At 69.5% G+C, this 25516-nt stretch carries 23 protein-coding genes and 2 pseudogenes; 12 read left to right on the top strand and 13 right to left on the bottom strand.

Annotation, left to right across the window (positions count from 1 at the left end):
* Positions 1 to 108: 108 nt before the first annotated feature.
* The 12 genes from spt to AC07N1_RS12725 all read right to left on the bottom strand — a co-directional run bounded on the left by spt (position 109) and on the right by AC07N1_RS12725 (position 11726).
* Positions 109 to 1323 (bottom strand): serine palmitoyltransferase, encoded by a 1215-nt coding sequence (gene spt / locus AC07N1_RS12780; RefSeq protein ID WP_494672166.1) that lies wholly within the window; start codon positions 1321 to 1323, stop codon positions 109 to 111.
* A 3-nt stretch (positions 1324 to 1326) separates the two neighbouring features.
* Positions 1327 to 1578, bottom strand: a complete 252-nt coding sequence (locus AC07N1_RS12775) for an acyl carrier protein (protein WP_198575767.1) — start codon at positions 1576 to 1578, stop codon at positions 1327 to 1329.
* Positions 1579 to 1658: 80 nt separating this feature from the next.
* Positions 1659 to 2615 (bottom strand): NAD-dependent epimerase/dehydratase family protein, encoded by a 957-nt coding sequence (locus AC07N1_RS12770; protein ID WP_494672165.1) that lies wholly within the window; start codon positions 2613 to 2615, stop codon positions 1659 to 1661.
* Between the two features lies 1 nt (position 2616).
* Complete coding sequence (locus AC07N1_RS12765; RefSeq protein ID WP_494672164.1) at positions 2617 to 4329, bottom strand: fatty acyl-AMP ligase; 1713 nt, start codon at positions 4327 to 4329, stop codon at positions 2617 to 2619.
* A complete protein-coding gene (locus AC07N1_RS12760; protein WP_494672163.1) occupies positions 4326 to 5711 on the bottom strand; it encodes a lipopolysaccharide biosynthesis protein in 1386 nt (461 codons plus the stop codon). Before AC07N1_RS12760 ends, AC07N1_RS12765 begins: the two co-directional genes overlap by 4 nt.
* Complete coding sequence (locus tag AC07N1_RS12755; RefSeq protein WP_494672162.1) at positions 5708 to 6862, bottom strand: CDP-glycerol glycerophosphotransferase family protein; 1155 nt, start codon at positions 6860 to 6862, stop codon at positions 5708 to 5710. The genes AC07N1_RS12760 and AC07N1_RS12755 overlap by 4 nt, the downstream gene beginning before the upstream one ends.
* Before the next feature lie 12 nt (positions 6863 to 6874).
* A complete protein-coding gene (gene lptC / locus AC07N1_RS12750) occupies positions 6875 to 7483 on the bottom strand; it encodes an LPS export ABC transporter periplasmic protein LptC (RefSeq protein ID WP_494672161.1) in 609 nt (202 codons plus the stop codon).
* A gap of 101 nt (positions 7484 to 7584) precedes the next feature.
* A complete protein-coding gene (locus tag AC07N1_RS12745) occupies positions 7585 to 8124 on the bottom strand; it encodes a hypothetical protein (protein ID WP_494672160.1) in 540 nt (179 codons plus the stop codon).
* 65 nt (positions 8125 to 8189) lie between these two features.
* Positions 8190 to 8384, bottom strand: a complete 195-nt coding sequence (locus AC07N1_RS12740; RefSeq protein WP_494672159.1) for a hypothetical protein — start codon at positions 8382 to 8384, stop codon at positions 8190 to 8192.
* Positions 8385 to 8429: 45 nt separating this feature from the next.
* Positions 8430 to 9578 carry a DSD1 family PLP-dependent enzyme gene (locus AC07N1_RS12735; RefSeq protein WP_494672158.1) on the bottom strand — a complete coding sequence of 383 codons (1149 nt, stop codon included), beginning with the start codon at positions 9576 to 9578 and terminating at the stop codon, positions 8430 to 8432.
* A 3-nt stretch (positions 9579 to 9581) separates the two neighbouring features.
* Positions 9582 to 10856 carry a D-arabinono-1,4-lactone oxidase gene (locus AC07N1_RS12730; RefSeq protein WP_494672157.1) on the bottom strand — a complete coding sequence of 425 codons (1275 nt, stop codon included), beginning with the start codon at positions 10854 to 10856 and terminating at the stop codon, positions 9582 to 9584.
* 204 nt (positions 10857 to 11060) lie between these two features.
* A complete protein-coding gene (locus AC07N1_RS12725; RefSeq protein ID WP_494672156.1) occupies positions 11061 to 11726 on the bottom strand; it encodes a TetR/AcrR family transcriptional regulator in 666 nt (221 codons plus the stop codon).
* Positions 11727 to 11875: 149 nt separating this feature from the next.
* Here AC07N1_RS12725 and AC07N1_RS12720 point away from each other — a divergent pair, with 149 nt between their 5' ends.
* Together AC07N1_RS12720 and AC07N1_RS12715 are read left to right on the top strand one after the other, a co-directional pair.
* Positions 11876 to 12976: a serine hydrolase domain-containing protein gene (locus AC07N1_RS12720; RefSeq protein ID WP_494672155.1), complete on the top strand. Its 1101-nt coding sequence runs from the start codon at positions 11876 to 11878 to the stop codon at positions 12974 to 12976.
* Between the two features lie 82 nt (positions 12977 to 13058).
* Positions 13059 to 14465, top strand: coding sequence for a M20/M25/M40 family metallo-hydrolase (locus AC07N1_RS12715; RefSeq protein WP_494672245.1), 1407 nt, complete (start codon positions 13059 to 13061; stop codon positions 14463 to 14465).
* A 47-nt stretch (positions 14466 to 14512) separates the two neighbouring features.
* Here the strand turns inward: AC07N1_RS12715 and AC07N1_RS12710 are convergent.
* Positions 14513 to 14644, bottom strand: a pseudogene (locus AC07N1_RS12710) (hypothetical protein).
* A 390-nt stretch (positions 14645 to 15034) separates the two neighbouring features.
* Here AC07N1_RS12710 and ftsQ point away from each other — a divergent pair.
* The 10 genes and pseudogenes from ftsQ (at position 15035) to AC07N1_RS12660 (ending at position 25381) form a co-directional block, all read left to right on the top strand.
* The gene (gene ftsQ, locus AC07N1_RS12705) at positions 15035 to 15943 is read left to right on the top strand and encodes a cell division protein FtsQ (RefSeq protein WP_494672154.1); all 909 of its coding nucleotides are present in this window, start codon (positions 15035 to 15037) and stop codon (positions 15941 to 15943) included.
* Positions 15944 to 15976: 33 nt separating this feature from the next.
* Positions 15977 to 17302: a cell division protein FtsA gene (ftsA, locus tag AC07N1_RS12700; protein WP_110118110.1), complete on the top strand. Its 1326-nt coding sequence runs from the start codon at positions 15977 to 15979 to the stop codon at positions 17300 to 17302.
* Between the two features lie 443 nt (positions 17303 to 17745).
* Positions 17746 to 19290, top strand: a complete 1545-nt coding sequence (ftsZ, locus tag AC07N1_RS12695; RefSeq protein WP_494604311.1) for a cell division protein FtsZ — start codon at positions 17746 to 17748, stop codon at positions 19288 to 19290.
* A 277-nt stretch (positions 19291 to 19567) separates the two neighbouring features.
* Entirely contained in the window at positions 19568 to 20038 is a 471-nt protein-coding gene (locus AC07N1_RS12690) for an Lrp/AsnC family transcriptional regulator (RefSeq protein WP_494672153.1), read from the top strand.
* A gap of 322 nt (positions 20039 to 20360) precedes the next feature.
* On the top strand, positions 20361 to 21473 hold the full coding sequence (hisC, locus tag AC07N1_RS12685) for a histidinol-phosphate transaminase (protein WP_494672152.1): 1113 nt from the start codon (positions 20361 to 20363) through the stop codon (positions 21471 to 21473).
* A gap of 27 nt (positions 21474 to 21500) precedes the next feature.
* Positions 21501 to 22562 (top strand): 4-hydroxyphenylpyruvate dioxygenase, encoded by a 1062-nt coding sequence (gene hppD / locus AC07N1_RS12680; protein ID WP_494672151.1) that lies wholly within the window; start codon positions 21501 to 21503, stop codon positions 22560 to 22562.
* 13 nt (positions 22563 to 22575) lie between these two features.
* Positions 22576 to 22642: pseudogene (locus AC07N1_RS12675) on the top strand (hypothetical protein); the annotation flags it as partial.
* 60 nt (positions 22643 to 22702) lie between these two features.
* On the top strand, positions 22703 to 23980 hold the full coding sequence (hmgA, locus tag AC07N1_RS12670) for a homogentisate 1,2-dioxygenase (protein ID WP_494672150.1): 1278 nt from the start codon (positions 22703 to 22705) through the stop codon (positions 23978 to 23980).
* A 25-nt stretch (positions 23981 to 24005) separates the two neighbouring features.
* Positions 24006 to 25010 carry a fumarylacetoacetate hydrolase family protein gene (locus AC07N1_RS12665; RefSeq protein ID WP_494672149.1) on the top strand — a complete coding sequence of 335 codons (1005 nt, stop codon included), beginning with the start codon at positions 24006 to 24008 and terminating at the stop codon, positions 25008 to 25010.
* Entirely contained in the window at positions 25007 to 25381 is a 375-nt protein-coding gene (locus AC07N1_RS12660) for a Rieske (2Fe-2S) protein (RefSeq protein ID WP_494672148.1), read from the top strand. The genes AC07N1_RS12665 and AC07N1_RS12660 overlap by 4 nt, the downstream gene beginning before the upstream one ends.
* The last annotated feature ends 135 nt before the right edge of the window (positions 25382 to 25516 follow it).

Raw genomic sequence — 25516 nt, 5'->3', positions numbered from 1 at the left:
CCCCCTCAGTCGCTCCGCGACAGCTCCCCCAGAGGGGGAGCATCTGAGCAACGAAAAAGCCCCGGTCTTTCGACCGGGGCTTTCGTCTTTTCAGCTTGTCGCCGCGCCTCAGGCGGTGGCGCGCTTCTGGCCGTCGATGACGCCGAGCGCCGCGCCGACTTCGGCGAACACCTTGAGGACCTGGTCGATCTGCTCGTGGGTGTGGGCGGCGCTGATGCTGGCGCGCAGCAGCGGGCGGCTGTCGGGCGTGGCCGGCGGCAGGGCGAGGTTCAGGTAGACGCCCGACTGCAGCAGGCCGTTCCACATGGCGATGGCGCGCTCGACGTCGGGCATGGTGGCCGCGACGATCGGGCTGGCGGCCGGACCGGTGACGAAGCCCAGGGCGTTGAGACCGTCATAGAGACGGCAGGCGTTGCTGTTGAGCTGCTCGCGCAGCTGCGGCTTGGCGATCATCTGCTCCAGGGCGACCAGGGTCGAGGCGACCACGGCCGGGGGCAGCGAGGCGGTGAACATGTACGGGCGGCAGATCACCCGCATGACCTCGAAGTCGTCGAGGCTGGAGACGCAGAAGCCGCCGATGGCGCCCAGGCTCTTGGAGAAGGTGCCGACGATGAAGTCGACGTCGTCTTCCACGCCCGCGGCCTCGGCCAGGCCCCGGCCGGTGGCGCCGAGCACGCCCATCGAGTGGGCCTCGTCGACCAGCAGGTAGCCGCCCATCTCGCGCTTCACGGCGGCGATTTCCTTGAGCGGCGCGGTGTCGCCGATCATCGAATAGATGCCTTCGACGACGATCAGGCGCTCGCCGGGCACGTCCTTGAGGCGACGCAGGCGCTTGGCCAGGTCTTCGGGGTCGTTGTGGCGGAAGCGGATGACCTCGGCGTGGCCCAGGCGCGAGCCGTCATAGATCGAGGCGTGGCTGTCGGCGTCGAGGATCAGGTGGTCGCCGCGGCCCACCAGGGTCGACAGCACGCCGAGGTTGGCCTGGTAGCCGGTGGTGAACACCATGGCGTGCTTGCGGCCGTAGAACTTGGCCAGCGCTGTCTCCAACGCCACGTGGGCCTCGAAGCTGCCGTTGGCGATGCGGGAACCGGTGGTGCCGGTGCCGCGTTCCTGCACAGCTTTGACCGAGGCGGCGATCGCCTTCTCGTCGAAGGTCAGGCCCAGATAGTTGTTGGTGCCCAGCAGAATGGTGGGACGGCCCTCGACCACGCCTTCGGTCGGCGAGACGACGGCGTCGAAACGGACGGTGAACGGGTCGGCGCCCGCCTGCTGGATGGCCTTATACGCGTCGCGATAGGCCAGATGCTTGTCGAACAGACCCATCGGTCAAGCCTTGGTTCGGAGATCGTTGATCAGTTTGGAGAGGTCGCCGGTGGTTTCCACCGAGGCGAGGCGATCGAGGGGGATGGAGATGTCGAAGGTGTCTTCGAGCTCCATCACGATATTCATCAGCGCCAGCGAATCCACGGCGAGGTCGCGGCCGATATGGGTGTCGTGGGTCACCTCGACGGTCCGGCCGAGCACCTTGCTCGCGGCCAGGCCGATCTCACGCAAACTAAGATCCGTCACTGTATCCATGCCAAACGCCAGTCGCCCCCGACACAAGCACTGTCACCGTACCGTAACAGCGTCCATGTCAGATATCTGCCACAATTGAACTAGTCGCTGTATTTTTTCGGCAACCAGCCGTGAAGGCGATACCAATTGACCGTATCGCCGAAGCCGGCGGCAACATCGTGACGACTCGGCGAAGGCGCAAGGGACGGATCGGTCAAAAAGGCCCAATCGGGGTGCGACAGTTCGCGCGCCTTGCCCGGACCGAACACCGTGGGTTGTTTTGAGGTCTTGCCTGCTATCCCGGCGATCGCTCCGGCGGCGTGGATGACGGCGTCCGGGATGCGCAGCAGGCGCGGCCTCGGCGCGCCGACGGCGGTCGCGGCGGCGGCCATTATCTCGCTCCAGCCATAGCCGTCGGGCCGGCCGTCGCAGATCGAGGCCAGCCCCGTGCGGTCGCTTTCCAGCAGATCGAGGATCTGGGTCGCGGCGTCGTGCACGTGGATCATGGCCACGCGCGAGGCGGGCGACAGCACCGGCAGCAGGCGGCTGGCCTGAGCGGCGGCGAACAGGCCCAGGGTCTCGCGGTCGCCGGGACCGTAGATGGCCGGCGGTCGGACGATCAGGGCCGACGGCAGGGCGGCCAGCACCGCCTCTTCGCCGGCGCGCTTGCTGGCGGCGTAGTCGGAGAGCTGGGGCTCGCGGGCGGCCAGGCTCGAGATCAGCACCAGGCGGGCGCCGGCCTCACGGGCCGCCTCGGCGACCGCGACGGCGCCGGCCACATTGACCTTGTCGAACCCCGCGCGGGAGGCGGCCTTGATCAGGCCGGCGGCGTGGATCACCGCGCCGGCGCCGTCGCAGAGGCGTTTCAGGGCCTGGGCGCCGCCCAGGTCGCCCAGCACCACCTGCGGCTCGATCCCGCGCCAGAACGGCGAGACCGGGTCGCGGCGCGACAGGATGCGCGGAACATAGCCCCGCTCGGCCAAGGCCCGGATCAGGTGCTGGCCCAGAAAGCCGGTCGCGCCGGTGACGGCGACGACGCGATTTCCGGCCGGGGCCACCTCAGGCGCGCTCGTAGGCGCCGGCCAGGTAGGCGGCCTTGGCCTTGGAGCGGCTGAGCTTGCCCGACGAGGTCTGGGGCAGGGCGTGGGCGCCGACCAGCTTGACCTGGGTCTCGACGCCGTGGCGGGCGCGCAGCACCCCGGCCACGGTCTCGACCAGGGCCGCGCGGCTCTCGGCGTCGCCGCCGCGGGCCTGGACCAGGATGGTGACGATCTCCTCCTCCTCGGCGTCGCCGGGGACGGAGAAGGCGGCCACGTCGCCGCTGCGCAGGCCGGGGATCTCGCGCTCGGCGGTCCACTCCAGGTCCTGCGGCCAGATGTTGCGGCCGTTGAGGATGATCAGGTCCTTGGCGCGGCCGGTGATGACGATCTCGCCCTCGACCAGGAAGCCGATGTCGCCGGTGTCGAGCCAGCCGTCGGCGGCCAGCACGCGGGCGGTTTCTTCGGGCTGCTCGAAATAGCCGCCCATCAGGCTGGGGCCGCGGGCGAAGATGCGGCCGGCCCGGCGCTCGGCCAGCACCGCGCCGTCGGCGTCGCGCACTTCCAGCTCGTGGTGGGGCAGGGCGGGACCGCAACGGGCGAAGGCGCGGGCGCGCGGGGCGTCGCTTCCGACGCTGACGGCCAGGTCGTCGCGCTCCAGCCGCTCGATGTCGAGGATCTCCAGCTTCAGGCCCTGGCCCAGCGGAGCCATGGAAAGCGCCAGGGTCGCCTCGGCCATGCCGTAGCTGGCGACATAGGCCTTTTCCGAGAAGCCGACGGCGGCGAACCTTTCCGCAAAGGCCTCGACCGGGGCGGTGCGGATCATGTCGCCGCCCAGGCCCGCGCTGCGCCAGCGCGACAGGTCCAGATGGTCGATCGAGGCGGCCTCGGCGCGGCGGGCGCAGAGTTCGTAGCCGAAGGTCGGGCTGTAGGCGATCGTGCCGCCGTTGCGGCTGATCAGGTCGAGCCACAGCAGCGGCCGGCGCACGAAGGCGCCGGTGGGCAAGAGGTCGACGCTCATCTGGCTCGTCAGCGGGCTGAGCAGGAAGCCGATCAGGCCCATGTCGTGATAGAGCGGCAGCCACGAGACGGCGCGGTCGTGCGGCTTCACCTGCAGGCCGTCGCGGGTGATGGCGACGGCGTTGGCCATCAGGGCCTTGTGGGTCACCAGCACGCCGGTCGGGAAGCGGGTGCTGCCCGACGAGAACTGCAGGTAGCAGGGATGCTCGGGCGTGATGTCGGGCAGGGCCGCGCCGACGTCTTCCGGCAGCTGGGCCAGCGAACCGGAGAAGGCCAGATCGCCGGCCGCGCCGATGTCCTTCAGCCACTCGGCCATGCCGGCCGGACCGATCAGGATCTTCGCATGGGCCGAGGCGCACATGCGGGCGATCTGCTCGATATAGGCCTCGCGGCCGCCCAGCGGCGCGGGCAGGGGCAGGGGCGCGGGCACCAGGCCGGCGTACTGACAGGCGAAGAAGGCGCGCACGAAGTCGCCGTCGGTCTCGGCGATCAGGGCGACGCTGTCGCCGATCTTGGCTCCAAGCGCCAGCAGGCGGCGGGCGAGCACGAGGGACTCCTCGCGCAGCCGGGCGTAGGACAGGGCCTCGACCAGCTCGCCGCGCAGCGAATGCAGGTTGATCCCGGTCTCGCCGGTCGCGGCGAAATCCAGGGCGGCGGTCAGGGTCGGAAAGTCGGCGAACCGAACGGTCCGGCCGGAAGCGGTGGGCGTAGTCATTGCGGATCGCCTTTGCGCTCGTTCCGGGGGTCCATGCAAGTCTGTTCGCGCGCCAGTGCGTTTTCGCTCTCCCGCTCGGCGGCGGCTTCATGGCGAAGCTTCGACCTGAGGGTGAGGAACATGCCGACCGCCATGCCGGCCATGGCCAGGACCAGGGCCGCGCCGGCGCCGGTCAAACCAAAGGTCTTCAGCAGCGGGGCGAGGGCCAGCAGATAGGCGACGCTGACCACCAGGCGCACGCGCAGGGCCGCGCCGGCCGCGCGCATCGAGACCAGCATCGGTTCGATCGGCAGGGCCATGACGCCGATGGCGGCGGCGGCCACCTGCCAGGTCATGATGCCGGCGGCGGGGGCGAACTCCGCGCCCATGACGATGGTCAGCAGCCATTGGCCGGCGACCAGGCAGACCAGCAGCAGCAGCCCTGCGACCCCGCCGCCGATCAGGCCGATCTGGCGGGCCAGGCGCAGCATGGCGGCGTCGTTCTTTTGGGCGCGCAGCTTGGCGAACTCGGGATGCAGGGCGGGCAGCATCAGGCGGGCGGGTTTGGCCATGCCGTCGGCCACCTGCCGGCCCACGCGCCACAGCGCCGCCGGGCCGGGTCCGACCAGGGCGCCGACGGCCAGGGTCAGCACGTGGGTGAAGCCGACGTCGATGGTGCTGCTGAAATTGGTCGCCCAGGCGAAGCGCCAGACGCCCGGCAGGCCCGCACCGAGCGGTCCCTTGAAGGTGAAACCGTCGAGCAGGCCGCGTCCGTGCAGGCTCCAGACCGCGACGGCGGCGACGTAGGTGAAGGAGGCGACCGTGCCCGCCGCCCAGGCCAGCAGGAAACCCTCGACGGGCGCATGCAGGGCGGCGGCGATCGCGCAGCCGATCAGGCGCACGGTCGAGGAGATCGCCTGCTCGCCGGCCAGCACCTTGAAGCGGTCGAACAGGCGCAGCAGGCCCACCGCCGTGGCCGAGGTCATGGCGGCGATCGACAGGCAGTAGAGCGCCGCCGCCGGGGCCAGGTCCTGCGACCAGCCCAGCCAGCGGCTGAACAGCAGGGCGCCGCCGACTCCGAGGGTGACGCCAATGAGCGCGCCGACGCCGTCCAGCACCAGGGCCAGGCGCAACACCTGCTGGAAGGTGGTTCTGTCGCCGTCGAGCAGGGGCTTGGCGCCGTACTGCACGACGGTCTGCCAGGACTGGAACTTGGCCATGTCGCCCAGGGCCTGGGCGAAGGCGTTGATCAGGGTCAAGGCGCCGAACAGGGCCAGGCCCAGGCTCCGGCCGGCCAGCGCCATGTAGGCCAGGCCGACCACGGCGTTGACCCCCCGGCCGCCGAGCAGGGCGCCGGCGTTGGCCAGCACGCGGGCCAGGGGATTGGCCTTTTGCGGGCTCATCGGTCGAGGACGGCCAGGCGATCGACGATGGCGCGGGCGGCGCGCAGCGACGAGGCCTCGTCGGTCAGGTCGAAGGTCTCGGCGACGCCGGTCGTCTGGGCGTCCAGATAGTCGCCATGGCCGGCGAAGGCGGCGGCGGTCGCGTCGCAGACGCCGTCGGCGGTCTCAAGAACGGGGCCGTAGCGCCAGTGGTGGAAGCTCTCGTCGCCCTTCCAGTCGGCATGGGCGGGGTTGAGGAACAGGCACGGCTTGGGCGTGCGCAGGAACTCGTAGACCTGGCTGGAGGCGTCGCCGAGATAGAGGTCGGCCGAGCGCGTATAGGTCATGTCGAAGGCGGCCGGGCCGCCGAGATCGATGTGGATGCGCGGATGGCCTTCGAACCGAGCGACGGCGCGGTGGTCGGCCTCCGAAGCGGTCTCGAACAGTCGCACATGCGGGGCGAAGACCAGGTTGAACCGCTCGTCGGCGGCGAACTGCTCCAGGATCGACAGGCCGAAGGCCGGCCACGAGCCCAGGGTTTCGTGGAAGTGCGGGTTGTAGACGATGGTCGGCAGCGGCTTTTCGAAGGCCGGCACGGCGCTGGGCGGCAGGGCGTCCACGAGGTCGAACTTCGGATAGCCGACCATGGCGCAGGCTTCGGGCCGCACCCAGCCCTCGTCGACCATCCGGTCGCGCTGCTTGGGGCCGGCGGCCATCACCAGGTCGAAGGCCCGCAGGCGCGGCTCGAACGGCCCGCCGCGATCGCCGGCGCCGTGCTGGGTGTAGACGAGCGCCGTGCGGCGCACGCCCAGCTTGCGCAGCAGGGCGGTGGTGCGTTCCGGCGTGACCAGGGCGTCGTAGGTGGACAGGCGCGCGGCGTTCAACGCCAGCATCAGGGCCTTGGGCGGCGGGGCGTTCTTCGACAGCCTGCGCAGCCAGGCCGGCGGCAGCAGGCGCAGGGTCACCGGCGCGCCGCCCAGGCCGTCGAGCATGCCCTGGATGTAGTCGAGGTGGCCGGCCGAGGTGGCGGCGATCTCGACCTGGATCTGCGGCCAGCCGCGCGCCAGGGCCACGGCGGTCGACAGGCTGTGCCAGACCTGGTGCGGCTGGGCGATGTAGAGGAAGCAGATGCGGGTCGCGCGGGCGCGGTCCAGGAGTCCGAGGCCGGTCATGACGTGCGGGGCCTACTGGGTCTGGACGCGGGTGCGGACGCGGCCCTTGAAGACCACGCGGTCGCCCTTGTCGCTGACGCTGTAGCTGTCGGCGCGGACATTGCCCTGCGGTCCGGCCCCGGCGATCGGCGCGCCGCCCACGGCCTCGCCGGTCTTGGTGTCGATCCGGGCTTCCTGCGAGGCGAACTGGTAGCCCTGGCCGTTGTCGATCTTCACGTCCTTGGTCAGCACCAGCAGGTTCTGGGCTTCCTGGTAGACGCCGTCCTTCGAGGTCACCCGGGTGGCGTCGGGCTGGCCGTAGCCGCGCACCAGGGTCGGATCGACCAGCTTGACCTTGTTGGGATCGACCGCGTCGCGCTCGGCGCGGCGGGCGGTGATCAGGAAGGCGCGGCCGTCGCGCATGGCCCCGGTGAAGCGCGGATTGTCCATGGCCAGCGGCGCGGCGGTGGCGGCCTTGGTGGCGTTGCGGGCGTCGATCATCCGATAGGCCGTCTGGCCGATCACGGCGGTGCTGACCCCGACGGCGAACACCAGCAGGCCCGCCCGCATCCAGCGCGCGGAAGGCCGACGCCGGTTTCGGCGGGGCTTCTTGGCGGCGGTCGAGAGGGCGGCGGTGGTCATGCGGCGGACGATCCAGAACGGACGCCATGGATAGTCTTCAACGCGCCGCAGGCCAAAGGGGTTTTTCTGGACCGAGGTTTGCGTCGAAGCCGGGCGGAGGTTCACTTCAGCCGGAAGACGGTCACCTCGTCCTGTCGCATCGAGGCCAGGGTTTCGTTCAAGGGCGCGCCCGCCGGCGCCTCGCGGCGCTGGGCGTCGAAGGTTTCGGCCTCGATCGCGCCCGAATAGAGCCTGACCACCAGCCCGGCATGGGGCAGCTTCAGTTCCTCGCCCAGGTCGCGCAGCACGGCCGCCCAGAGGTCAATGCTGTCGGGGGCGCGATCGTCCGGCCGCGCCTCGGCCTTGCGCCGGCCCTCCATGGCCCGTGCGATCTTCGACGCCGACCAGCCCTTGCGCTTCAGGCGCTCGGCTTCCCTGGCGAAGCCCTCTTCGGCCGCGTCGGGATCGTCGGGGCCGCAGGCCAGGACGGTTCCGCAATCACAATGGCTGCGCGTGGTCAGGAACTGGCGGTCGCTGTCGCCCAGAACCTTGCGTATGGACGCGTTGTCGACCGGCGTGGCCCCGCGGCCATGCCTTTTCATGACCGCCTGCAAGGCGGCGACGTCGTCAGTGGGCGCGACCAGGGTGATGAAGCAGCACATGCACGCCTGCCTACACCAGTCGAGGAAACTCCACCATGGATCGATCACGGTGTTCGCGGGCGAAGCTAGCGCCGCGAAAGGTGATGCTTGGCCGCCCAGACGATCGCCGCCGATGACAGCAGCATGCCGGTCAGCAGCGCCCCGACGGCCAGGATCCCCGCCGGGGTGACGCGCACCTCGGCCCGGTAGCGCAGCGGGCCGGCCTCGAACTCGGCGATGGCGGTCTGCTCTTCGCGATCGAGGATCGGGGCGTCGTACATGGGGCTCAACCTCCGGCGTCGCCGGAGCTTAGCCTCGCCTGCGGATCAGCGCGAGCGCCCGCGCGCCGTGACCGGCCAGATCGCCACCAGCGTCTCGCCCTCGACCACGTGATAGGCGTCGTAGAGGTTCACGGTCGGGTCGCAGTGCGGAACGGCCAGGGTGACCCGCGCGCCCAGCGGCGGGGGCGAGCCTGACGACGGCACGAGCGCTCCGTGCTCGTCGCCCATGAAGAAGTAGCGCGAGCCTTCCGGCGCGCCGGCCACGACCTGGGGCGGGTCGGCGTCGGTGGACATCGACTTGAAGCCTGCGTCGACGGTGACCATGCCGGGGCTGTTGGCGCTGACCACCCGGGCGTCGATGACCAGCGAGCGCTGGTAGGGGCTGGCCTCGGCGCCGGTTCCGGCCAGGTCGCAGGCCAGGTACTGGTCGTCCATGAAGACGTAGGAGCCGACCTGCAGCTCGGTGAAGATCGAAAGCTCGGCGTCGATGCGGTGCGAGCCGGTGCCCGAGCCGCTGACGATCGGCGGCGCGCCGCCGGCGGCGGTCAGGGCGGCGATGACCTCGCGGATATAGGCCCCGCGATCCTCCAGGGCCGCCTTGCGCAGGTCGAAGGCCTCGATGTGCTGCTGCACGCCGCAATAGCATTGCAGGCCCGCATAGGTGAGGGCGGGCTGCGCCTGGATGGCCTCGAACAGCGCGACGGCGGCTTCGGGGGAGGCGACGCCCGTGCGGTGGATGCCAGGGTCGAGGTCGATGACCACCTCCAGCGGCTTGCCCGCCGAGGCGGCGGCCGCGCCAAGGGCGGCGACGTTGTCCGGATGGTCGGCGACGACCTTCAGGCCGGTGGTCGCAAGGTTCAGGGCCGCCAGGCGGGCGACAGCCGGCGCCGAGACGACGGGCGAAGTGATCAGCAGGCCCTCGGTCACGCCCTGGGCCGCCAGGGCCTCGGCCTCGCCGATCTTGGCGCAGCACAGGCCCACGGCTCCGGCCTCGATCTGGAGGCGTGCGATGTCGGCGCTCTTGTGGGTCTTGGCGTGCGGGCGAAGCTTCAGGCCCTTGGACGCGGCGAAGGCGGCCATGGTGGCGATGTTGGCGCTCAGGGCGGCGCGATCGACGACCAGGACGGGCGTGTTCAGCTGCTCGCGCGAGCCTTGTTGGCCGACCAGATCGGCGTGCAGGGCGATATCCGTCATGGGTCAGATCCCGAACAGCTGGGTCATGTGGGCGTTGGCGAACTTGGCGGTCGGGTCCCAGGCCTGGCGCACGCGCAGGAAGTCGGCCGCGCGGGGATAGAGCCGGTGGACGTCGGCGGGGGTCAAGCTGTGGCGCTTGGCCCAGTGCGGCCGGCCGCCGCCGCTGGCCAGCACCGGCTCGACCTCGGCGAAGGCCGGTTTCCAGTCCATCCTTGCGTACTGGTGGAACGAGATCGAGGCGCCGGGGCCGATGTTGAAGGGGCTCAGCCAGATGTCGTCGCCGGCCACGAGGCGGAACTCGAACGGGAAGGTGATCGGCAGGCGCCGCTTGCGGATATGGGCGATCGCCGCCTTCAGGGTCGGCAGGCCGGTCTCGCGCGGCATCTCGTATTCCATCTCCTCGAAGCGGACGTTCCGCTCGGAGGGGAAGATCTCGTAGGCCGGGGCCGCGCGGCGGCTGGGCGCCCCGGCCAGCTTCATCAGCAGGCGCTGCATCGGTCCGGTGAGGGCCGGGGCGGCGGCGCACAGGTCGCAGACCGCCTTGAAGATCGCCTCGTCGCCTTCGCCGCCCTTGCCGGGCTTCTCGTCGGCGGCCTCGGCCGGGACGGGGTGCAGGGTCTTGAAGATCACCTGGTCGCTGTAGGGAAAGACCCAGAACTCCATGTGCCGGGTGGCGGCCGCCAGCTCGTCGAAGCGCTCGATCACCTCGGCTAAGGGGAGGCGGCTGATCCGCTCCTCCAGGTGATAGGCCGGGACGACGTTGATGCGGATGGCGACGGCGACGCCCAGCAGGCCCAGAGACAGGCGCTGGGCCTGGTAGAGTTCGGGCTCGATGTCCGGGCCGCATTCCACCAGGCGGCCGTCGGCGGTCAGCAGGCGAAAGCCGCAGGCCTGGGTCGCGAGACTCCCCAACGCCGCGCCCGTGCCGTGGGTGCCGGTCGAGACGGCGCCGGCCAGGGACTGGGGATTGATGTCGCCCTGATTGATCAGCGACAGCCCTTCGGCCCACAGGGCGGCGGTCAGGCGCTTGAGGCTCCAGCCGGCCGGGGCCCAGACGGTCTTGCGGTCGGGCGCGATCTCGACCGCGCCTTCCAGCTCGGCCAGGTTCAGCAGCAGGTCGTCGGTCTGGCACAGCGGCATGAACGAGTGGCCGGCCCCGGTGACGCGGACCTTGCCGGTCTGGGCGACGAGGGTGGAGAGTTCCTCGATGGTGCGCGGCCGGGCGATGCGGCTGGGCGTCGCGGTGACGCTGCCCGACCAGTTCTTCCAAGCCTCCATCGGCGTTCCCCCGCTGCGATGGACTGACGATAGTAAAAACTATCGTTATTGCAAGCTGGTGTTATCGAACCTCCCCCTGTGGGGGAGGCGATCGCGCAGCGATCGGTGGGGGAAGTGGAGCAAAGCCGTACAAGCGCATTGAAAGCTGAAAACGGCCCCCCACCGGCCTTCGGCCGCCTCCCCCAAAGGGGGAGGTTCCTTGAGCTAAAGCGCCAAATCGAACGTCTCGAAATACCGATCGAACAGGCGGCCGATCTCCTGCGACAGGGCGCCGGCGTCCTGCTCGGGCTCCTCGACGGCCATTTCGGTGGCGGCGTAGGTCAGCTCGACCATCATCCGGGTGGCCACGCCGATGCGGGCGGCCGGCACGGTGGGGAAGCGGGCGGCCAGGACCTCGGCGAACTGGCCGGCGACCATGTCGCGCGAAGCGAAACGCAGCTGCTGCAGCATCGGCACGGCGCGCAGGGCCCGGCCGATGGCCGCGCCGCCGGGGAAGGCGCGGGTCATGTCGATGACGCCGGTCAGCAGGTCGGCCACCTTGGCCACGCGCTGCGCCGCCGTGTCGCCCTCCAGCCCGCCAGCCGCCATCCACTCGAACACGGCCTCGTCCTGCAGGCGCATAAGCCGGTCGCCGAGCTCCTTCAGGATCGCGTACTTGTTGGGGAAGTAGCGATAGAGGGCCGGCGGGGTCAGGCCCGCGCGCTTGCAGATGGCGTTGGTGGTCAGCTGCTCGAAGCCGGACTCGACCAGCAGTTCGCCGGCCGTGGCCAGGACGACCTCGTAGGTGTCCTGCGCGCGGGCCTGGGTCGGCCGCAGCTTGGCGTCGAGGGGGATGTCGGCGGCGGCCGTCTCGGCCGTCGGCTTGGGCATCGAGGTCTCCTGAAGTCCCGCCCAGACCTAGAGCGCTTCTCGTCGAATGCCAATGTTCGCTCATTGCCAAAGCTTAACGGGACTTCGCCGGAGCCGTGCGCCAGGGTCGCGCCCATCGCTGGGGGCGGCGGTTTCGTGGGGTTAGTTGCATGATCGATCGTCGCGGTCTGTTCGCCGCCGCCGGGGCGCTGTGCGCCGTGCCCGGTCTTTCCTTCGGATCATTGGCCCTCGCCTCGCCGGCCCAGCTCGGAGCGGCCAACCCGATCGTCGACGCCTTCGTCGCCGAGCAGAAGTTCCAGGGCGTGGTGATGATCGGGCGCAAGGGCAAGCCGTCCTACGTGCGCGCCTTCGGCTCGGCCGACATCGAAGCGAACAAGCCGGCGACGCGCGACACCATCTATTGCGTGGCCTCGATCTCGAAGTGGCTGACCACCATCGCCGTGCTGCGGCTGGTCGAGCAGGGCAAGCTCAGCCTCGACGCCCCGATCGCGACCTGGCTGCCCGACCAGCGCCCCGACACCGGCAAGACCGTGACCTTGGCCCACCTGCTGTCCAACACCAGCGGCATCCCCAACGCCTTCATGACGGCGCTGAAGGCCGATCCGGAGATCCTCAAGCGCGAGGTGACCGCCGCCGAGGCCGTGAAGCTGTTCGGCCAGGGCGACCCGCTGTTCCCGCCGGGGACGAAGTTCGACTACCACCCGGTCAACTGGTTCATCGTCTCGGCCATCGTCGAGGCGGCGACCGGACAGCCGTTCCAGGCGGTGGTGCGGGAGCTGACGACCGAGCCGCTGAAGATGCGCCGCACCCAGGCCGGCATGATCGACGCCGATCCCGCGGTGGCGAGGTCCTACTACGCCGGCCCGCCGCTGGCACCCCGGGCCAATCCGCGGCTGTCGGTGATGGCGGCCAGCGGCGGCTATTTCAGCACGGTCGACGACCTGCTGATCGCCGCCCACGTGGTCTTCGACACGCCTTTCCTGAGCGAGGCCTCGCGCAAGGCCCTGACCACGATCCGCGTGCCCGAGCAGGACTATGCGCTGGGCGGCCGGACCCGGACCCTAACCATCGACGGCCAGGTGAAGCCGGCGGCCTGGGAGACCGGGCGCACGGCCGGCTTCCGCTCGGTGCTGGGCCACCGGCTCGACACCGGCGACACGGTGGTGATCCTCAACAACACCGACCTGTCGCAGAAGGCGCTGGATCTCTTCGCCGACAAGCTGTTCGGGGCGGCGCCCCGGGTGGGCTGACGACTGCTGACAAAAGTGGGCGCGGGGCGGGGTTCTCGACTGGAAGCGCAGTGCTATGAAAAGCACCTCTTAGGGGAGAATCCTGTTCATGTTCCGCAGCCTGCTGACCGCCGTCGCCGCTTCCGCCCTGCTGGCGGGCGCTGCTCACGCTCAAGACGTCAAGACCGCCGAGGCGCTGCGCGACAAGGCCCTGACCGATCGCCTGGCCTGGGACATCACCGAAGACCTGACCACCACCGTCGGCCCGCGCCTCGTCGGCTCGCCGGGCATGGAGCGCGCCAAGGACTGGAGCGTCGCCAAGTTCAAGGCCTTGGGCTTCACCAACATCAAGGTCGATACGTTCGCCAAGCCGTCGTGGACGCGCGGCGAGGAGAGCGCCGAACTGGTCGCGCCCTATCCGCTGAAGCTGTCGATCGTGGGCCTGGGCCGCACCATCCCGACGCCCGCCGGGGGGATCGAGGCCGAGGTGGCGCTGTTCACCACCTACGCCGAGATGATCGCCGCGCCGGAAAGCGCCATCAAGGGCAAGATCGTCGTCATCACCCAGCCGATGGTCCGCGCCCAGGACGGCGCCGGCTACGGGATCGCCGGCATTTCGCGCCGCTCCGGCCCGGTCGAGGCCGCCAAGCGCGGGGCCGTGGCCCTGCTGATCCGCTCGATCTCGACCTCCAGTTCGACCGTGCCGCACACCGGCGTCACCACCAACGGCCCCGACGTGATCACCATCCCGGCCGCCGCCCTGGGCGTGCCCGAGGCCGAGCAGCTGGAGCGCCTGGCCAGGAAGGGTCCGCTGCGCATCAAGCTGAAGCTGGCCTCCAGCCTCGACGCCGGCGACGTGGCCTGGAACATCTCGGGCGACATCAAGGGCTCGGAAAAGCCCGACGAGGTGATCGTCATCGGCGGCCACCTCGACAGCTGGGACGTCGGCACCGGGGCCTTCGACGACGCGGCCGGCATCGCCATCACCACGGCCGCCGCCAAGCTGATCGGCGACCTGCCCAAGCATCCCAAGCGCACCATCCGCGTGGTGATGTGGGGCTCGGAAGAGAGCGGCGGCTCGTCGGACGCCTTCCTGGCGGCCAACAAGGCCAATCTCGAAAAGCTGGTCCTGGCCGGCGAGAGCGACACCGGCGCCGACCGCATCTACAGCCTGCAGCTGCCCAACGGCGCCGAGGGCCACCCGGCCATGAAGGCGGCGGTCCAGGTGCTCAGCCCGCTGAAGATCTATCTCGACAAGGCCCCCGCCGCCCACGGCGGGGCCGACATCGGCGGCGTCGAGGCCGCCGGCGTGCCGGTGATCAACCTGAACCAGGACGCCAGCCGCTACTTCGACTACCACCACACCGCCGACGACACCCTGGACAAGGTGGACCCGATCCAGCTGGCCCAGAACGTCGCCGCCTGGACGAGCTTCATCTACCTGGTGGCCGACAGCGAGATCGACTTCCGCGCGCTCAGCGCGGCGGCGCCCGCGCCCACGGGGCACTAACCTCTCCAAACTACCCCTCCATCGTCATCCCGGAAGCCGCGCAGCGGCTATCCGGGACCCAGGAGACTGGGCGCGGCGGCTGGCGGTGGCCGGCGCGTTGCGGAGGCCCCTGGGTCCCGGCTCTACGCTGCGCTTCGGCCGGGATGACGACCGGGGAGGGGGCGCGGGAAATTAAACACTCCCCGCGCGTGCGGCGCGTCGCCGCGACCGACGGGTGAGTCAAAAGGTCGCGAAGCGCGCGGCCGTTCATACTTTATGTGCTCATCCACAGATTTGCGGCGCCGCGGCATAGCTTGCGCCAGGCCTTGCCCAGGCAAGGAAAAGCCGCCGCAAACCCTGCTGTCGCAAGGGCGCGGCAGGGTTAACGACCGTGCCGAAATGGCGCACGTCTTGGTTGCCGGACCGTAATACGGCGGCCCCTTCGTTATGACGACATTAACGACCTTCGGGCCTTTCTACGCCTCCATAGGCGCTTCGTCCGAACCTGCCCCCGTCGTCGAACGACGGTCGGGTCCGGCGCGGCGCCGAAGGGTTCCTTTTTCTCTAGTGTCTGATGGTGGAGGACGCTTATGCCCGCGGCAGTGCGGGGGGGACCGCGCAAGCCAGCGCGCCCCCGGGCCGAAGCGCCCGCAAGTCCGAACAAGGCTCGCCCGGCTCAGCAACAGCAGCCGGCGGGGAAGCTGCACGCCGCGCGCGGCGGTGTCGGCGTCTCGCCGAGCCTGGCCCTGAGCGTCGCCGGCGGCGCGCTCGCGCTCGCCCTGGTCGTCACCCTGGCCACCGGCCACCGCGCCCAGCGCCTGGGCGAGGCGATGGTCGGCGGCGTCGACAGCGAGTTCGCCAACCTCGGCTTCAAGCTGAAGACCGTCCACGTCACCGGCGCCTCTGCCACCGCCCAGGCCGACATTCTGAAGGCCACCGGCCTCTACCAGGACCAGCCGACGCTGGGCATGGACCTGGTCGACCTGAAGACCCGCGTCGAAGCCGTGGGCTGGGTGAAGTCGGCCAAGGTGGTCCGCCTGCTGCCCGACACCGTGATGATCGCCGTCGAGGAGCGCCCGGCCCTGGCCGTGTGGCAGCACTCCGGCCGCCTGAAGGTGATCGACGCCGAGGGCCGCATCATCCGCGAGGCCGACGCCGCGCGCTTCCCGCACCTGCCGCTGGTGGTGGGGCAGGGCGCCGACCAGGCCGCGGGAAACATCCTGCCGGCGGTCAACGCCCGGCCGCGCCTGCGCGATCGTCTGGAAGCGCTGGTGCGCGTCGACGACCGCCGCTGGGACCTGCGGCTGAAAGATGGCTCGCTGATCCAGCTGCCGGCCATTGACGAAGAATCCGCGTTGATTCAATTGGATCAACTGGACCAGCGGCAACGCATCCTCGATCTTGGCTTCGCGCGCATCGACCTGCGCGATCCCGAGATGGTGGCGATCCGGCCCCGTGACTCCGTGCTGCCCGGGCAGCCGGTGGCCAACGGGGCTTAAGAACAAAAGTGATGGACTGAGGTGACCCTGACCATGTCGCGACTTGAGGACCGAAGACAGGCCCGTGACGGCCTGAAGGCGACGCTCGTGCGTCAGCCCGCGGTCGCGGCTGTCGATTTGGGCGCGTCGAAAGTCACGTGCTTCATCATGAAGGGCGACGGCATCCATCGCGACAACCGCACCCTGACGACCGCCGGGGTCGGCTATGTGCAGTCGCGCGGCGTGCGCGGCGGGGCGATCGTCAATCTGGACGAGGCCGCCCAGGCCATCGCCCAGGCCGTGGAGCGCGCCGAGACCGTGGCCGGCGTCAACGTCCAGGGCGTCAGCGTCTGCACCGCCGGCGGCCAGCTGGCCAGCCATCGCGTCCACACCCAGGTTTCGCTCGGCGCCCGTCCCATTGCGGACGGCGACCTGTCGCGCGCCATTTCCTCGGCCCTGGCCCAGGTTCGCCTGCCGGGCCGCAAGCCCGTGCACCTGCTGCCGATCGCCTGGTCGGTGGACGGCCAGAAGGGCATCCGGGATCCGCGCGCCATGTTCGGCCGCGCGCTGGGGCTGGAGCTGCTGGTCGTCTCGGTCAACGAGAACATCTTCCACACCCTGGCCCACTGCGTCGAGCGCGCCCACCTGTCGTTCGAAGGCGTGGTCGCCGCGCCCTTCGCCTCGGCCCTGGCGGCCCTGGAAGAGGACGAGATGGACCTGGGCGCCGTCTGCATCGACATGGGCGGCGGCTCGACCTCGGTGGCGGTGTTCAACAACGGCGCCCTGTGCCACGTCGACAGCCTGGCCGTCGGCGGCGGGCACGTGACGCAGGATATCGCCCGCGGCCTGCAGACCTCGGTCGCCGGCGCCGAGCGCATCAAGACCCTGCACGGCAGCGCCATCGCCTCGGCCAACGAGGACCGCGAGATGATCGAGGCCCCGCCGCGCGGCGACGATCCGGGCGCAGGCCCCGTCATCGCCCCTCGAAGCCTGCTGAAGGGCATAATCCAGCCGCGCGTCGAAGAGACCCTGGAACTGCTGCGCGAGCGCCTCAAGGCCTCGGGCGCGCCGGTGGAGCCAGGCGCGGGCATCGTCCTGACCGGCGGCGCCAGCCAGCTGGCCGGCGTGCGCGAAGTGGCCGTGCGGGTGTTCGACCGTCCGGTGCGCCTTGGCCGTCCGCGCCGGGTGCCGCACCTGGCCGACGCCGCCTCGGGGCCGGCCTTCTGCGCCGCCGCCGGCGTGCTGCACCGCGCCGCCTTCGGCCCGCGCGAAGTGGTTTCGCCCAAGGCCCTGACCGGCGGACAGGTGCGCAAGCGCCCGATGGACCCCAACGCCTCGCCGGTGGCCAAGGCCGCCGCCTGGCTGCGCGACAACCTGTAGAGCTTTCCGTCCCAAGCTGGGTCAGCCTGGAATTTCGAAGCGCCTCGCCCGAAAGGGCGGGGCGTTTTCGCGTCCGCGATCCTCTCGCGCGAACAAATCACCCGACGGGTGAATTAACCCTGTCGTTTAACTTTCTAAGTGCCTGAAAGGCCGAACAGTGTAGTTTCGCGCCCCCGAATCCAACGGGTTTGGCCCTAAAAAACGGCTAGCGGCGTTCCGTCGCACAGGGGTTTCGGCCCAGCTTGGAAACCAAGGAGTTCCAAGCAATTCCTTTGGATAACTCGCTTTTTTGCCTGTAAGCGGGATCGACCTGCAGCCGACTCAGATTATGGCTTTAACCGCCAGTTAACGATGGTGGTTGTTCTGTTAACCCGATCGTCGAGGCGTTACCGACTTGCGGTCGGTTCATTTGACGAATTCGGCGTAAGGACGCGAGGGTCCCCATGGCTATTTCACTTTCGGCGCCGCGCACCACTGAGCTGAAGCCGCGTATCGTGGTCTTCGGCGTCGGCGGCGCGGGCGGCAACGCCGTCAACAACATGATCGAGGCCGGCCTCGAGGGTGTTGAGTTCGTCGTCGCCAACACGGACGCCCAACAGCTCCAGTTCGCCAAGACCGACCGTCGCATCCAGCTCGGCGTGCAGATCACGCAGGGCCTGGGCGCCGGCGCGCACCCCGAGGTGGGCATGAGCGCCGCCGAGGAAAGCTTCCCCGAGATCGGCGAGCACCTCGAAGGCGCTCACATGGTGTTCATCACCGCCGGCATGGGCGGCGGCACCGGCACCGGCGCGGCCCCGATCATCGCCAAGTGCGCTCGCGAACGTGGCATCCTGACCGTGGGCGTGGTGACCAAGCCCTTCCATTTCGAAGGCCGCCACCGGATGCGCCTGGCCGACGCCGGCATCCAGGAGCTGCAGCGCTACGTCGACACCCTGATCGTCATCCCGAACCAGAACCTGTTCCGCGTCGCCAACGAACGCACGACCTTCGCCGAAGCCTTCGGCATGGCCGACCAGGTGCTGCACTCGGGCGTCCGCTCGATCACCGACCTGATGGTCCTGCCGGGCCTGATCAACCTCGACTTCGCCGACGTCCGCACGGTCATGACCGAGATGGGCAAGGCGATGATGGGCACCGGCGAGGGCACCGGCGAAGACCGCGCCCTGATGGCCGCCCAGAACGCCATCGCCAACCCGCTGCTCGACGAAGTCTCGCTGAAGGGCGCCAAGGCCGTGCTGGTCAACGTGACCGGCGGCATGGACATGACCCTGCTCGAAGTGGACGAGGCCGCCAACGCGATCTCGGACCAGGTCGATGCGGAAGCCAACATCATCTTCGGCGCGGCCTTCGACCCGTCGCTCGACGGCGTGATCCGCGTGTCGGTGGTCGCCACCGGCATGGACGGCGCCTCGATCCAGCAGATCGAGCCCAAGCCCGTCTCGCGCAACGTCCAGGCCCCGCCGCTGCTCGCCGAGACGACCCGTCCCGCGCCGCAGCCGGCTCCGCAACCCGCCCCGCAGCCGGTCGCCCAGGCTCCGGCCCAGCCGGAAATCCGCCCGGGTTCGCGCTACGAGGCCCGTCCGATCGAGCGCCCGACCTCGGCCTATCCGGAGCCCGCCTACGAGCCGGCCCCGCAACCGGTCCAGGCCCAGGCCGACCTCTACGCCCAGCCGGAAGCCGCCTACGAGCCGGAACCGGTCTATGAGCCGGCGCCCGCGCCGCGCGTCACCCGCATCGTCGACCCGATGGTCGCCGAGGCCGACGACGAGCCGCTGTACAGCGATCACTACGAGGATCGCCGTCAGCAGAAGAGCGGCGGCTGGATGAGCCTGTTCGGCGGCGGTCGCCAGCAACGCTACGAGCCGGCCCCGCAGCCCCAGGCGCGCCAGACCAGCTCGGTGCGCCCGCAACTGCAGCCTATCGAGCCCCAGGCCGACGACGGCGAGGATCTGGAGATCCCGTCGTTCCTGCGCCGCCTGGCCAACTGAACACCGAGTTAGTACCCAGTAAGCGTAACAGTAAGCGTACCGCGTAAGTCGAAGCGCCCGGGTCCTCTGGCCCGGGCGTTTTGCTGTTCAAGGTGCTCCCCCTGGAGGGGGAGCTGTCGCGTAGCGACTGAGGGGGAAGTGAGCTCGACGTTTGCGGCCGCGCTGACCTCCGCTGCCACTTCCCCCTCCGGCCCTACGGGCCACCTCCCCCTCCAGGGGGAGGGTCTTTGGCGACGATCCGTCATATACTGCCGGTAAATCACCTGATCCGGTCACGATGAAGCTCACCCGCACCGACAAGAAGATCCTCGACGTCCTGCAGCGCGACAGCGGGGTCACGAATGTGGAGCTGGCCGAGCGCGTCGGCCTGTCGCCCAGCCCGTGCCTGCGGCGGGTCAAGCAGATGGAGGCGGCGGGCCTGATCAGCGGCTATGTGGCGGTGCTGGATCGTCGCAAGGCCAGGCTCGACCTGCTGGCCTATGTCGAGGTCGCCGTCGATCGCCACAACGAGGCGGCCGCCGAGGCCTTCAAGGAGGCGGTGCTGCGCGAGCCGATGGTGGTGGGCTGCCACGCCATGACCGGCAGCTACGACTACCTGCTGCGGGTGGTGGCCCCCAACCTCGACGCCTATGCCGAGTTCACGATGAAGCGCCTGCTGAAGATGCCGGCCGTGAAGGACATCCAGTCGAGCTTCGTCCTGGAGACGATCAAGGACTCGACGGCCCTGCCGCTGGATTATCTTGATTGAACACCTCTCCCATAGGGAGAGGGAGGGGCCCAGGCGATAGCCTGGGAGGGTGAGGGGTTAGGGACCCTGGCCGGCTTATCTCGATGTGGTTGGTGCGAACGCGTCTGACGGCGTACGCCCTCACCCTCCCACCGCTTCGCGGCGGGCCCCTCCCTCTCCCCACGGGAGAGGTGTTGCAAGTGCAGCCTCGGAAATTCAGATAGTGGTCCTGACAGGTCATAAAGTGACCCGCATGCCTCCAAGAGCGGTCATAATCGCCACAATGCGTCTCTGCGCCTGACCTATCCTGACGTCCGTATCCCCGACTCCCGGAGCGGCCGTCATGCTGGTTCTCGATCGCAAGCCTCAAGCCGCGACCCCGATGCGCGCCGCCCTCGACGGCGTGGTCGCCTACAAGGCCGGCATGACCCTGGCCGAGGCCGGGCGGCGCACGGGCCTGACCGATTTCGCCAAGCTGGCCAGCAACGAGAACCTGCTGGGCGCCAGCCCCAAGGTCGCCGACGCGGTGATGGCCGCCGTGGCCGAGCCGCAGATCTATCCCGACCCCTATTGCGAGACCCTGCGCGCGGCCATCGGCCAGCGCCTTGGCGTGTCGTCCGACCGCCTCCTGGTGTCGCCGGGGTCCGAGGCCCTGATCGACTACGTGTTCCGCGCCGTGCTGGCGCCGGGCGATACGATCCTGCTCTCCTCGCCGACCTTCCCGGCCTACGACATCTTCGCCCGCTGCGCCGAGGCCAGGATCGTCGACGTGCCGCGCCTGGCCAATTTCGACCTCGACGTCCCGGCCGTGGCCGCCGCGGCGGCGAAGGGGCCCAAGCTGCTGATCCTCTGCACGCCCAACAACCCGACCGGCAACGCCCTCTCCAAGGAAGCCGTCGAGACGGTGCTGGCCGCCACGCCCAAGACCACCCTGGTGTTCGTCGACGAGGCCTATCGCGAGTACTACGAGGCCTACGACATGCTGGCCGTGCTGGAGGCCTGGGGCGGCCCCTGGATCGCCGCGCGCACCTTCTCAAAGGCCTATGGCCTGGCCGGCATGCGGGTGGGCTATGGCGTCGCTTCGAGCGAAGAGCTGATCGCCTATCTCGACCGCCTGCGCCCCCCGTTCAACGTCACCGCCGTCAGCCAGGCCGCCGCCCTGGCCGCCTGGAACGACCGCGAGCACCTGGCCTCGACCGTGGCGCTGACCCTGTCCGAGCGCGCCCGCGTCGAGGCGGCGCTGGACGAGATGGGCGTAGAATACACCCGCTCGGAAGCCAATTTCGTCTTCCTGCGCACCCCGGCCGGCCCCGAAGCGACCGCCATGCGTTTGTTGCATGAGGGGCTCATCGTCCGCCCGACGCCCGTCAAGGGCGGCTGGGTGCGCATCACCATCGGCCGGCCGGCCGACAACGACCGCCTGATCGCCGGCCTGCCGGCCGCGCTGGTCCCATAACGAACATTGAGCCTTAGGGAGGCTTCCATGCCCGTCACGTCCGAAAACCCGCTCGGCCTGAACGGCTTCGAGTTCGTCGAATTCACCAGCCCCGATCCGGCGGCGATGAAGGCGATCATCGAGCAGTTGGGCTTCGTGCCCGCCGCCACCCATCCGACCAAGGCCGTGACCCGCTACAAGCAGGGCCGCATCAACCTGCTGGTCAATGAAGAGACCGCCGGCCAGGTCGCCGATTTCCGCGAGGCCCACGGCCCCTCGGCCAACGGCATGGCCTTCCGCGTCGATGACGCCGAGCAGGCCTTCGCCGACGCCTTGAAGCGCGGCGCCAAGGCCGCCGACGCCGGCCGCTCGGTGCTGGGCGACGGCGCTAAGGTGCTGGAAGGCATCGGCGGCAGCTTGCTCTATCTCGTCGAAGGCGAGGGCAGCATCTACGACGCCTGGACGCTCGTTCCTGGCGCCGCCGAGGCCGAAGCGGCCAATTCGGTGGGCCTGGATTTGCTCGACCACCTGACCCACAACGTCAAGCGCGGCCAGATGCGCACCTGGTCGACCTTCTACAATCAGGTCTTCGGCTTCGAGGAGCAGAAGTACTTCGACATCAAGGGCCAGGCCACGGGCCTGTTCAGCCAGGCGATGATCGCGCCCGACAAGGCCATCCGCATCCCGCTGAACGAGAGCCAGGACGACAAGAGCCAGATCGAGGAGTTCATCCGCCAGTACAACGGCGAGGGCATCCAGCACCTGGCCCTGACGACGGCCAATATCTACGACACCGTCGAGAAGCTGCGCGCCCGTGGCGTCAAGCTGCAGGACACCATCGAGACCTATTACGAGCTGATCGACAAGCGCGTGCCGGGCCATGGCGAGGACCTGGAGCGCCTGAAGAAGAACCGCATCCTGCTGGACGGCAATGTCGGCGACGAGGGCCTGCTGCTGCAGATCTTCACCGAGAACCTGTTCGGCCCGATCTTCTTCGAGATCATCCAGCGCAAGGGCAACGAGGGCTTCGGCAACGGCAACTTCCAGGCCCTGTTCGAGAGCATCGAGCTGGACCAGATCCGCCGCGGCGTGATCACGGTCGACGCGTAAAAATATCTTTCGTCATCCCGGCCGAAGCGTAGCGTAGAGCCGGGACCCAGGAGCGGTGCGCACCGCCCCTGGGTCCCGGATAAGCCCTGCGGGCTTTCCGGGATGACGGGAAAAGTGCTGGCAAAGGCACGGGAAAACGCATGGACCTCCGCTACCAGACCGGCTTCGGCGCTCACTTCGCCACCGAGGCCGTGGCCGGCGCCCTGCCGGTGGGGCAGAACTCGCCGCAGCATGTTCCGTTCGGTCTCTATGCCGAACAGCTCTCCGGCACGGCCTTCACCGCGCCCCGGCACGAGAACCGCAGAAGCTGGCTCTACCGCTTGCGGCCCAGCGCCGGGCACGGACCCTACAAGCCCTACGCCCAGCCGCGCCTGACCAGCGCCTTCGATGCGCCCGTCACCCCCAACCGCCTGCGCTGGGACCCGATCGAGATCCCCCCCGAGCCGACCGACTTCGTCGACGGCCTGGTCACCCTGGCCGGCAATGGCGACGTCGCCGCCCAGGCCGGCATGGGCGTTTGCCTGTATCTCGCCAACGCCTCGATGAAGGACCGGGTGTTCTATGACGCCGACGGCGAGCTGCTGATCGTGCCGCAGCAGGGCGTGCTGAGGCTTGTCACCGAGATGGGCGTGCTGAAGGCCGGACCCGGCCAGATCGCGGTGATCCCGCGCGGCGTGCGCTTCCGGGTCGAGGTGGATGGCCCGTCTCGCGGCTATGTCTGCGAGAACTTCGGCGCGGCCCTGCGCCTGCCGGAGCTGGGGCCGATCGGCTCCAACGGCCTGGCCAATCCGCGCGATTTCGAGACCCCCGTGGCCGCCTTCGAGGATGTCGATGCGCCGACGCAGGTGATCCAGAAGTTCCAGGGATCGCTGTGGGCCACCGACTGGGACCACAGTCCGCTGGACGTGGTCGCCTGGCACGGCAATCTCGCGCCCTATCGCTACGATCTGGCCCGCTTCAACACCATCAACACGGTCAGCTACGACCACCCGGATCCGTCGATCTTCACGGTGCTGACCTCGCCCAGCGACACGCCGGGGACGGCCAATGTCGACTTCGTGATCTTCCCGCCGCGCTGGATGGTGGCCGAGCACACCTTCCGACCGCCCTGGTTCCATCGCAACGTGATGAGCGAGTTCATGGGCCTGGTGCACGGCGCCTACGACGCCAAGGAAGGCGGGTTCGCCCCCGGCGGCGCCTCTCTGCACAACTGCATGAGCGACCACGGGCCCGACGTGGCCAGCCATCGCAAGGCGACCGACGCCGATCTTGGCCCGCACAAGATCGAAAACACCCTGGCCTTCATGTTCGAGAGCCGCTGGGTTATCGCGCCGACGAAGTTCGCGCTGGAGCATCGCGCGCTTCAGGCCGACTATGACGCGTGCTGGGACGGGTTCCCCAAGGCCCGCCTGCCGTAACCAGAACAATGAGAGGAAGCGCCGAATGAAGCTCGCGTCTCTGAAGGGCGGCCGCGACGGCCGGCTGGTCGTGGTGTCGAACGACGTCGCCTGGTGCACAGACGCCGGGACGATCGCGCCGACGCTGCAGGCCGCGCTCGACGACTGGGAGCGCTGCGAGCCGCTGCTGCGCGGGCTGGCCGAAAGCCTGGAGCACGGCGGCGTGCCCAAGGACCGCTTCCACGAACACGACGCCCTCAGCCCCCTGCCGCGCGCCTTCCAGTGGCTGGACGGCAGCGCCTACGTCAATCACGTGCAGCTGGTGCGCCGGGCCCGCGGCGCCGAGATGCCCGAGAGCTTCTGGTCCGATCCGCTGATGTACCAGGGCGCGTCGGACGGGTTCCTGGCTCCGCGCGACACCATCCCGCTGGCCGACGCGGCCTGGGGCTGCGACCTGGAAGGCGAGATCGCCGTCATCGTCGGCGACGTGCCGCTGGGCGCGAGCCGCGAAGAGGCCCTGGCGGCCATCCGCCTGGTGATGCTGTGCAACGACGTCAGCTTGCGCAACCTGATCCCGGCCGAGCTCGGCAAGGGCTTCGGCTTCGTGCAGTCCAAGCCGGCCAGCGCCTTCTCGCCGGTGGCCGTGTCGCCCGACGCCCTGCCGGGCTGGAGCGACGGCAAGCTGTCGGGCGCGCTGCTGATCGAGCTGAACGGCAAGGATTTCGGCACGGCCGACGCCGGCGTCGACATGACCTTCGACTTCGGAACCCTGGTGGCCCACGCGGCCAAGACCCGGGCCTTGAGCGCCGGCACGATCGTCGGCTCGGGCACGGTGAGCAACCGCGGCGCGGACGGCGGCCCGGGCAAGCCGATCGCCGAGGGCGGCCTGGGCTATTCGTGCCTGGCCGAGGTGCGCACCGTCGAGACCATCCTGTACGGCGCGCCCAGGACGCCGTTCCTGCTGGGCGACGACACCGTCCGCATCGAGATGAAGGACGCCAAGGGCCACACCATCTTCGGCGCCATCGAGCAGCAGGTCGAGCGGGTTTGAGCGAAGAGGTCTCTACCGTCGGAAGGGTCTGGTCGACGCCGGCCGGGGTCAATCTCGGCCCGCTCGACCTGATCGTCGACGGGGCGGCCCGCAACTACGTTTTGCAGATCGGGACCAATCGCTTCCACGGCTTCGTGGTGCGGCGGGGCGAGGCGGTGTTCGGCTATGTCGATCGCTGCCCGCACGCCGGTCTGCCGCTGGCCCAGGCGCTGGACCAGTACCTGACCCCCGACGGCGGCATGATCGCCTGCTCCTGGCATGGGGCGGTGTTTTCGATCGAAGACGGCGCCTGCCTGGGCGGCCCCTGCGCCGGCGCCCGGCTGACGCCGTGGCCGGTGCGGGTGGAGGAGGGGCGGATCAAGACTACCTGATCCCTCGCGCCCAAAAGAAAAGCCGCCCTCCAGGAGAAGAAGGCGGCTGAGTCATTGGGAGGAAACGCCCAGAAGGGTTGAGATCTCTATAGCCGCTTCCTGACGTCGTGACAACGTTGTCATGAACTTTTCCGG

The sequence above is a fragment of the Caulobacter sp. GW821-FHT09B11 genome (assembly GCF_059418205.1).
This window is presented reverse-complemented; position numbering and strand designations above follow the sequence as displayed.

What these genes read in the sequence shown, in the direction of transcription:
- spt (WP_494672166.1), bottom strand. Translation starts at nt 1,323, where the DNA reads ATGGGTCTGTTCGACAAGCATCTGGCCTATCGCGACGCGTATAAGGCC.
- AC07N1_RS12775 (WP_198575767.1), bottom strand. Translation starts at nt 1,578, where the DNA reads ATGGATACAGTGACGGATCTTAGTTTGCGTGAGATCGGCCTGGCCGCG.
- AC07N1_RS12765 (WP_494672164.1), bottom strand. Translation starts at nt 4,329, where the DNA reads ATGACTACGCCCACCGCTTCCGGCCGGACCGTTCGGTTCGCCGACTTT.
- AC07N1_RS12760 (WP_494672163.1), bottom strand. Translation starts at nt 5,711, where the DNA reads ATGAGCCCGCAAAAGGCCAATCCCCTGGCCCGCGTGCTGGCCAACGCC.
- AC07N1_RS12755 (WP_494672162.1), bottom strand. Translation starts at nt 6,862, where the DNA reads ATGACCGGCCTCGGACTCCTGGACCGCGCCCGCGCGACCCGCATCTGC.
- lptC (WP_494672161.1), bottom strand. Translation starts at nt 7,483, where the DNA reads ATGACCACCGCCGCCCTCTCGACCGCCGCCAAGAAGCCCCGCCGAAAC.
- AC07N1_RS12745 (WP_494672160.1), bottom strand. Translation starts at nt 8,124, where the DNA reads ATGTGCTGCTTCATCACCCTGGTCGCGCCCACTGACGACGTCGCCGCC.
- AC07N1_RS12740 (WP_494672159.1), bottom strand. Translation starts at nt 8,384, where the DNA reads ATGTACGACGCCCCGATCCTCGATCGCGAAGAGCAGACCGCCATCGCC.
- AC07N1_RS12735 (WP_494672158.1), bottom strand. Translation starts at nt 9,578, where the DNA reads ATGACGGATATCGCCCTGCACGCCGATCTGGTCGGCCAACAAGGCTCG.
- AC07N1_RS12730 (WP_494672157.1), bottom strand. Translation starts at nt 10,856, where the DNA reads ATGGAGGCTTGGAAGAACTGGTCGGGCAGCGTCACCGCGACGCCCAGC.
- AC07N1_RS12725 (WP_494672156.1), bottom strand. Translation starts at nt 11,726, where the DNA reads ATGCCCAAGCCGACGGCCGAGACGGCCGCCGCCGACATCCCCCTCGAC.
- AC07N1_RS12720 (WP_494672155.1), top strand. Translation starts at nt 11,876, where the DNA reads ATGATCGATCGTCGCGGTCTGTTCGCCGCCGCCGGGGCGCTGTGCGCC.
- ftsQ (WP_494672154.1), top strand. Translation starts at nt 15,035, where the DNA reads ATGCCCGCGGCAGTGCGGGGGGGACCGCGCAAGCCAGCGCGCCCCCGG.
- ftsA (WP_110118110.1), top strand. Translation starts at nt 15,977, where the DNA reads ATGTCGCGACTTGAGGACCGAAGACAGGCCCGTGACGGCCTGAAGGCG.
- ftsZ (WP_494604311.1), top strand. Translation starts at nt 17,746, where the DNA reads ATGGCTATTTCACTTTCGGCGCCGCGCACCACTGAGCTGAAGCCGCGT.
- AC07N1_RS12690 (WP_494672153.1), top strand. Translation starts at nt 19,568, where the DNA reads ATGAAGCTCACCCGCACCGACAAGAAGATCCTCGACGTCCTGCAGCGC.
- hisC (WP_494672152.1), top strand. Translation starts at nt 20,361, where the DNA reads ATGCTGGTTCTCGATCGCAAGCCTCAAGCCGCGACCCCGATGCGCGCC.
- hppD (WP_494672151.1), top strand. Translation starts at nt 21,501, where the DNA reads ATGCCCGTCACGTCCGAAAACCCGCTCGGCCTGAACGGCTTCGAGTTC.
- hmgA (WP_494672150.1), top strand. Translation starts at nt 22,703, where the DNA reads ATGGACCTCCGCTACCAGACCGGCTTCGGCGCTCACTTCGCCACCGAG.
- AC07N1_RS12665 (WP_494672149.1), top strand. Translation starts at nt 24,006, where the DNA reads ATGAAGCTCGCGTCTCTGAAGGGCGGCCGCGACGGCCGGCTGGTCGTG.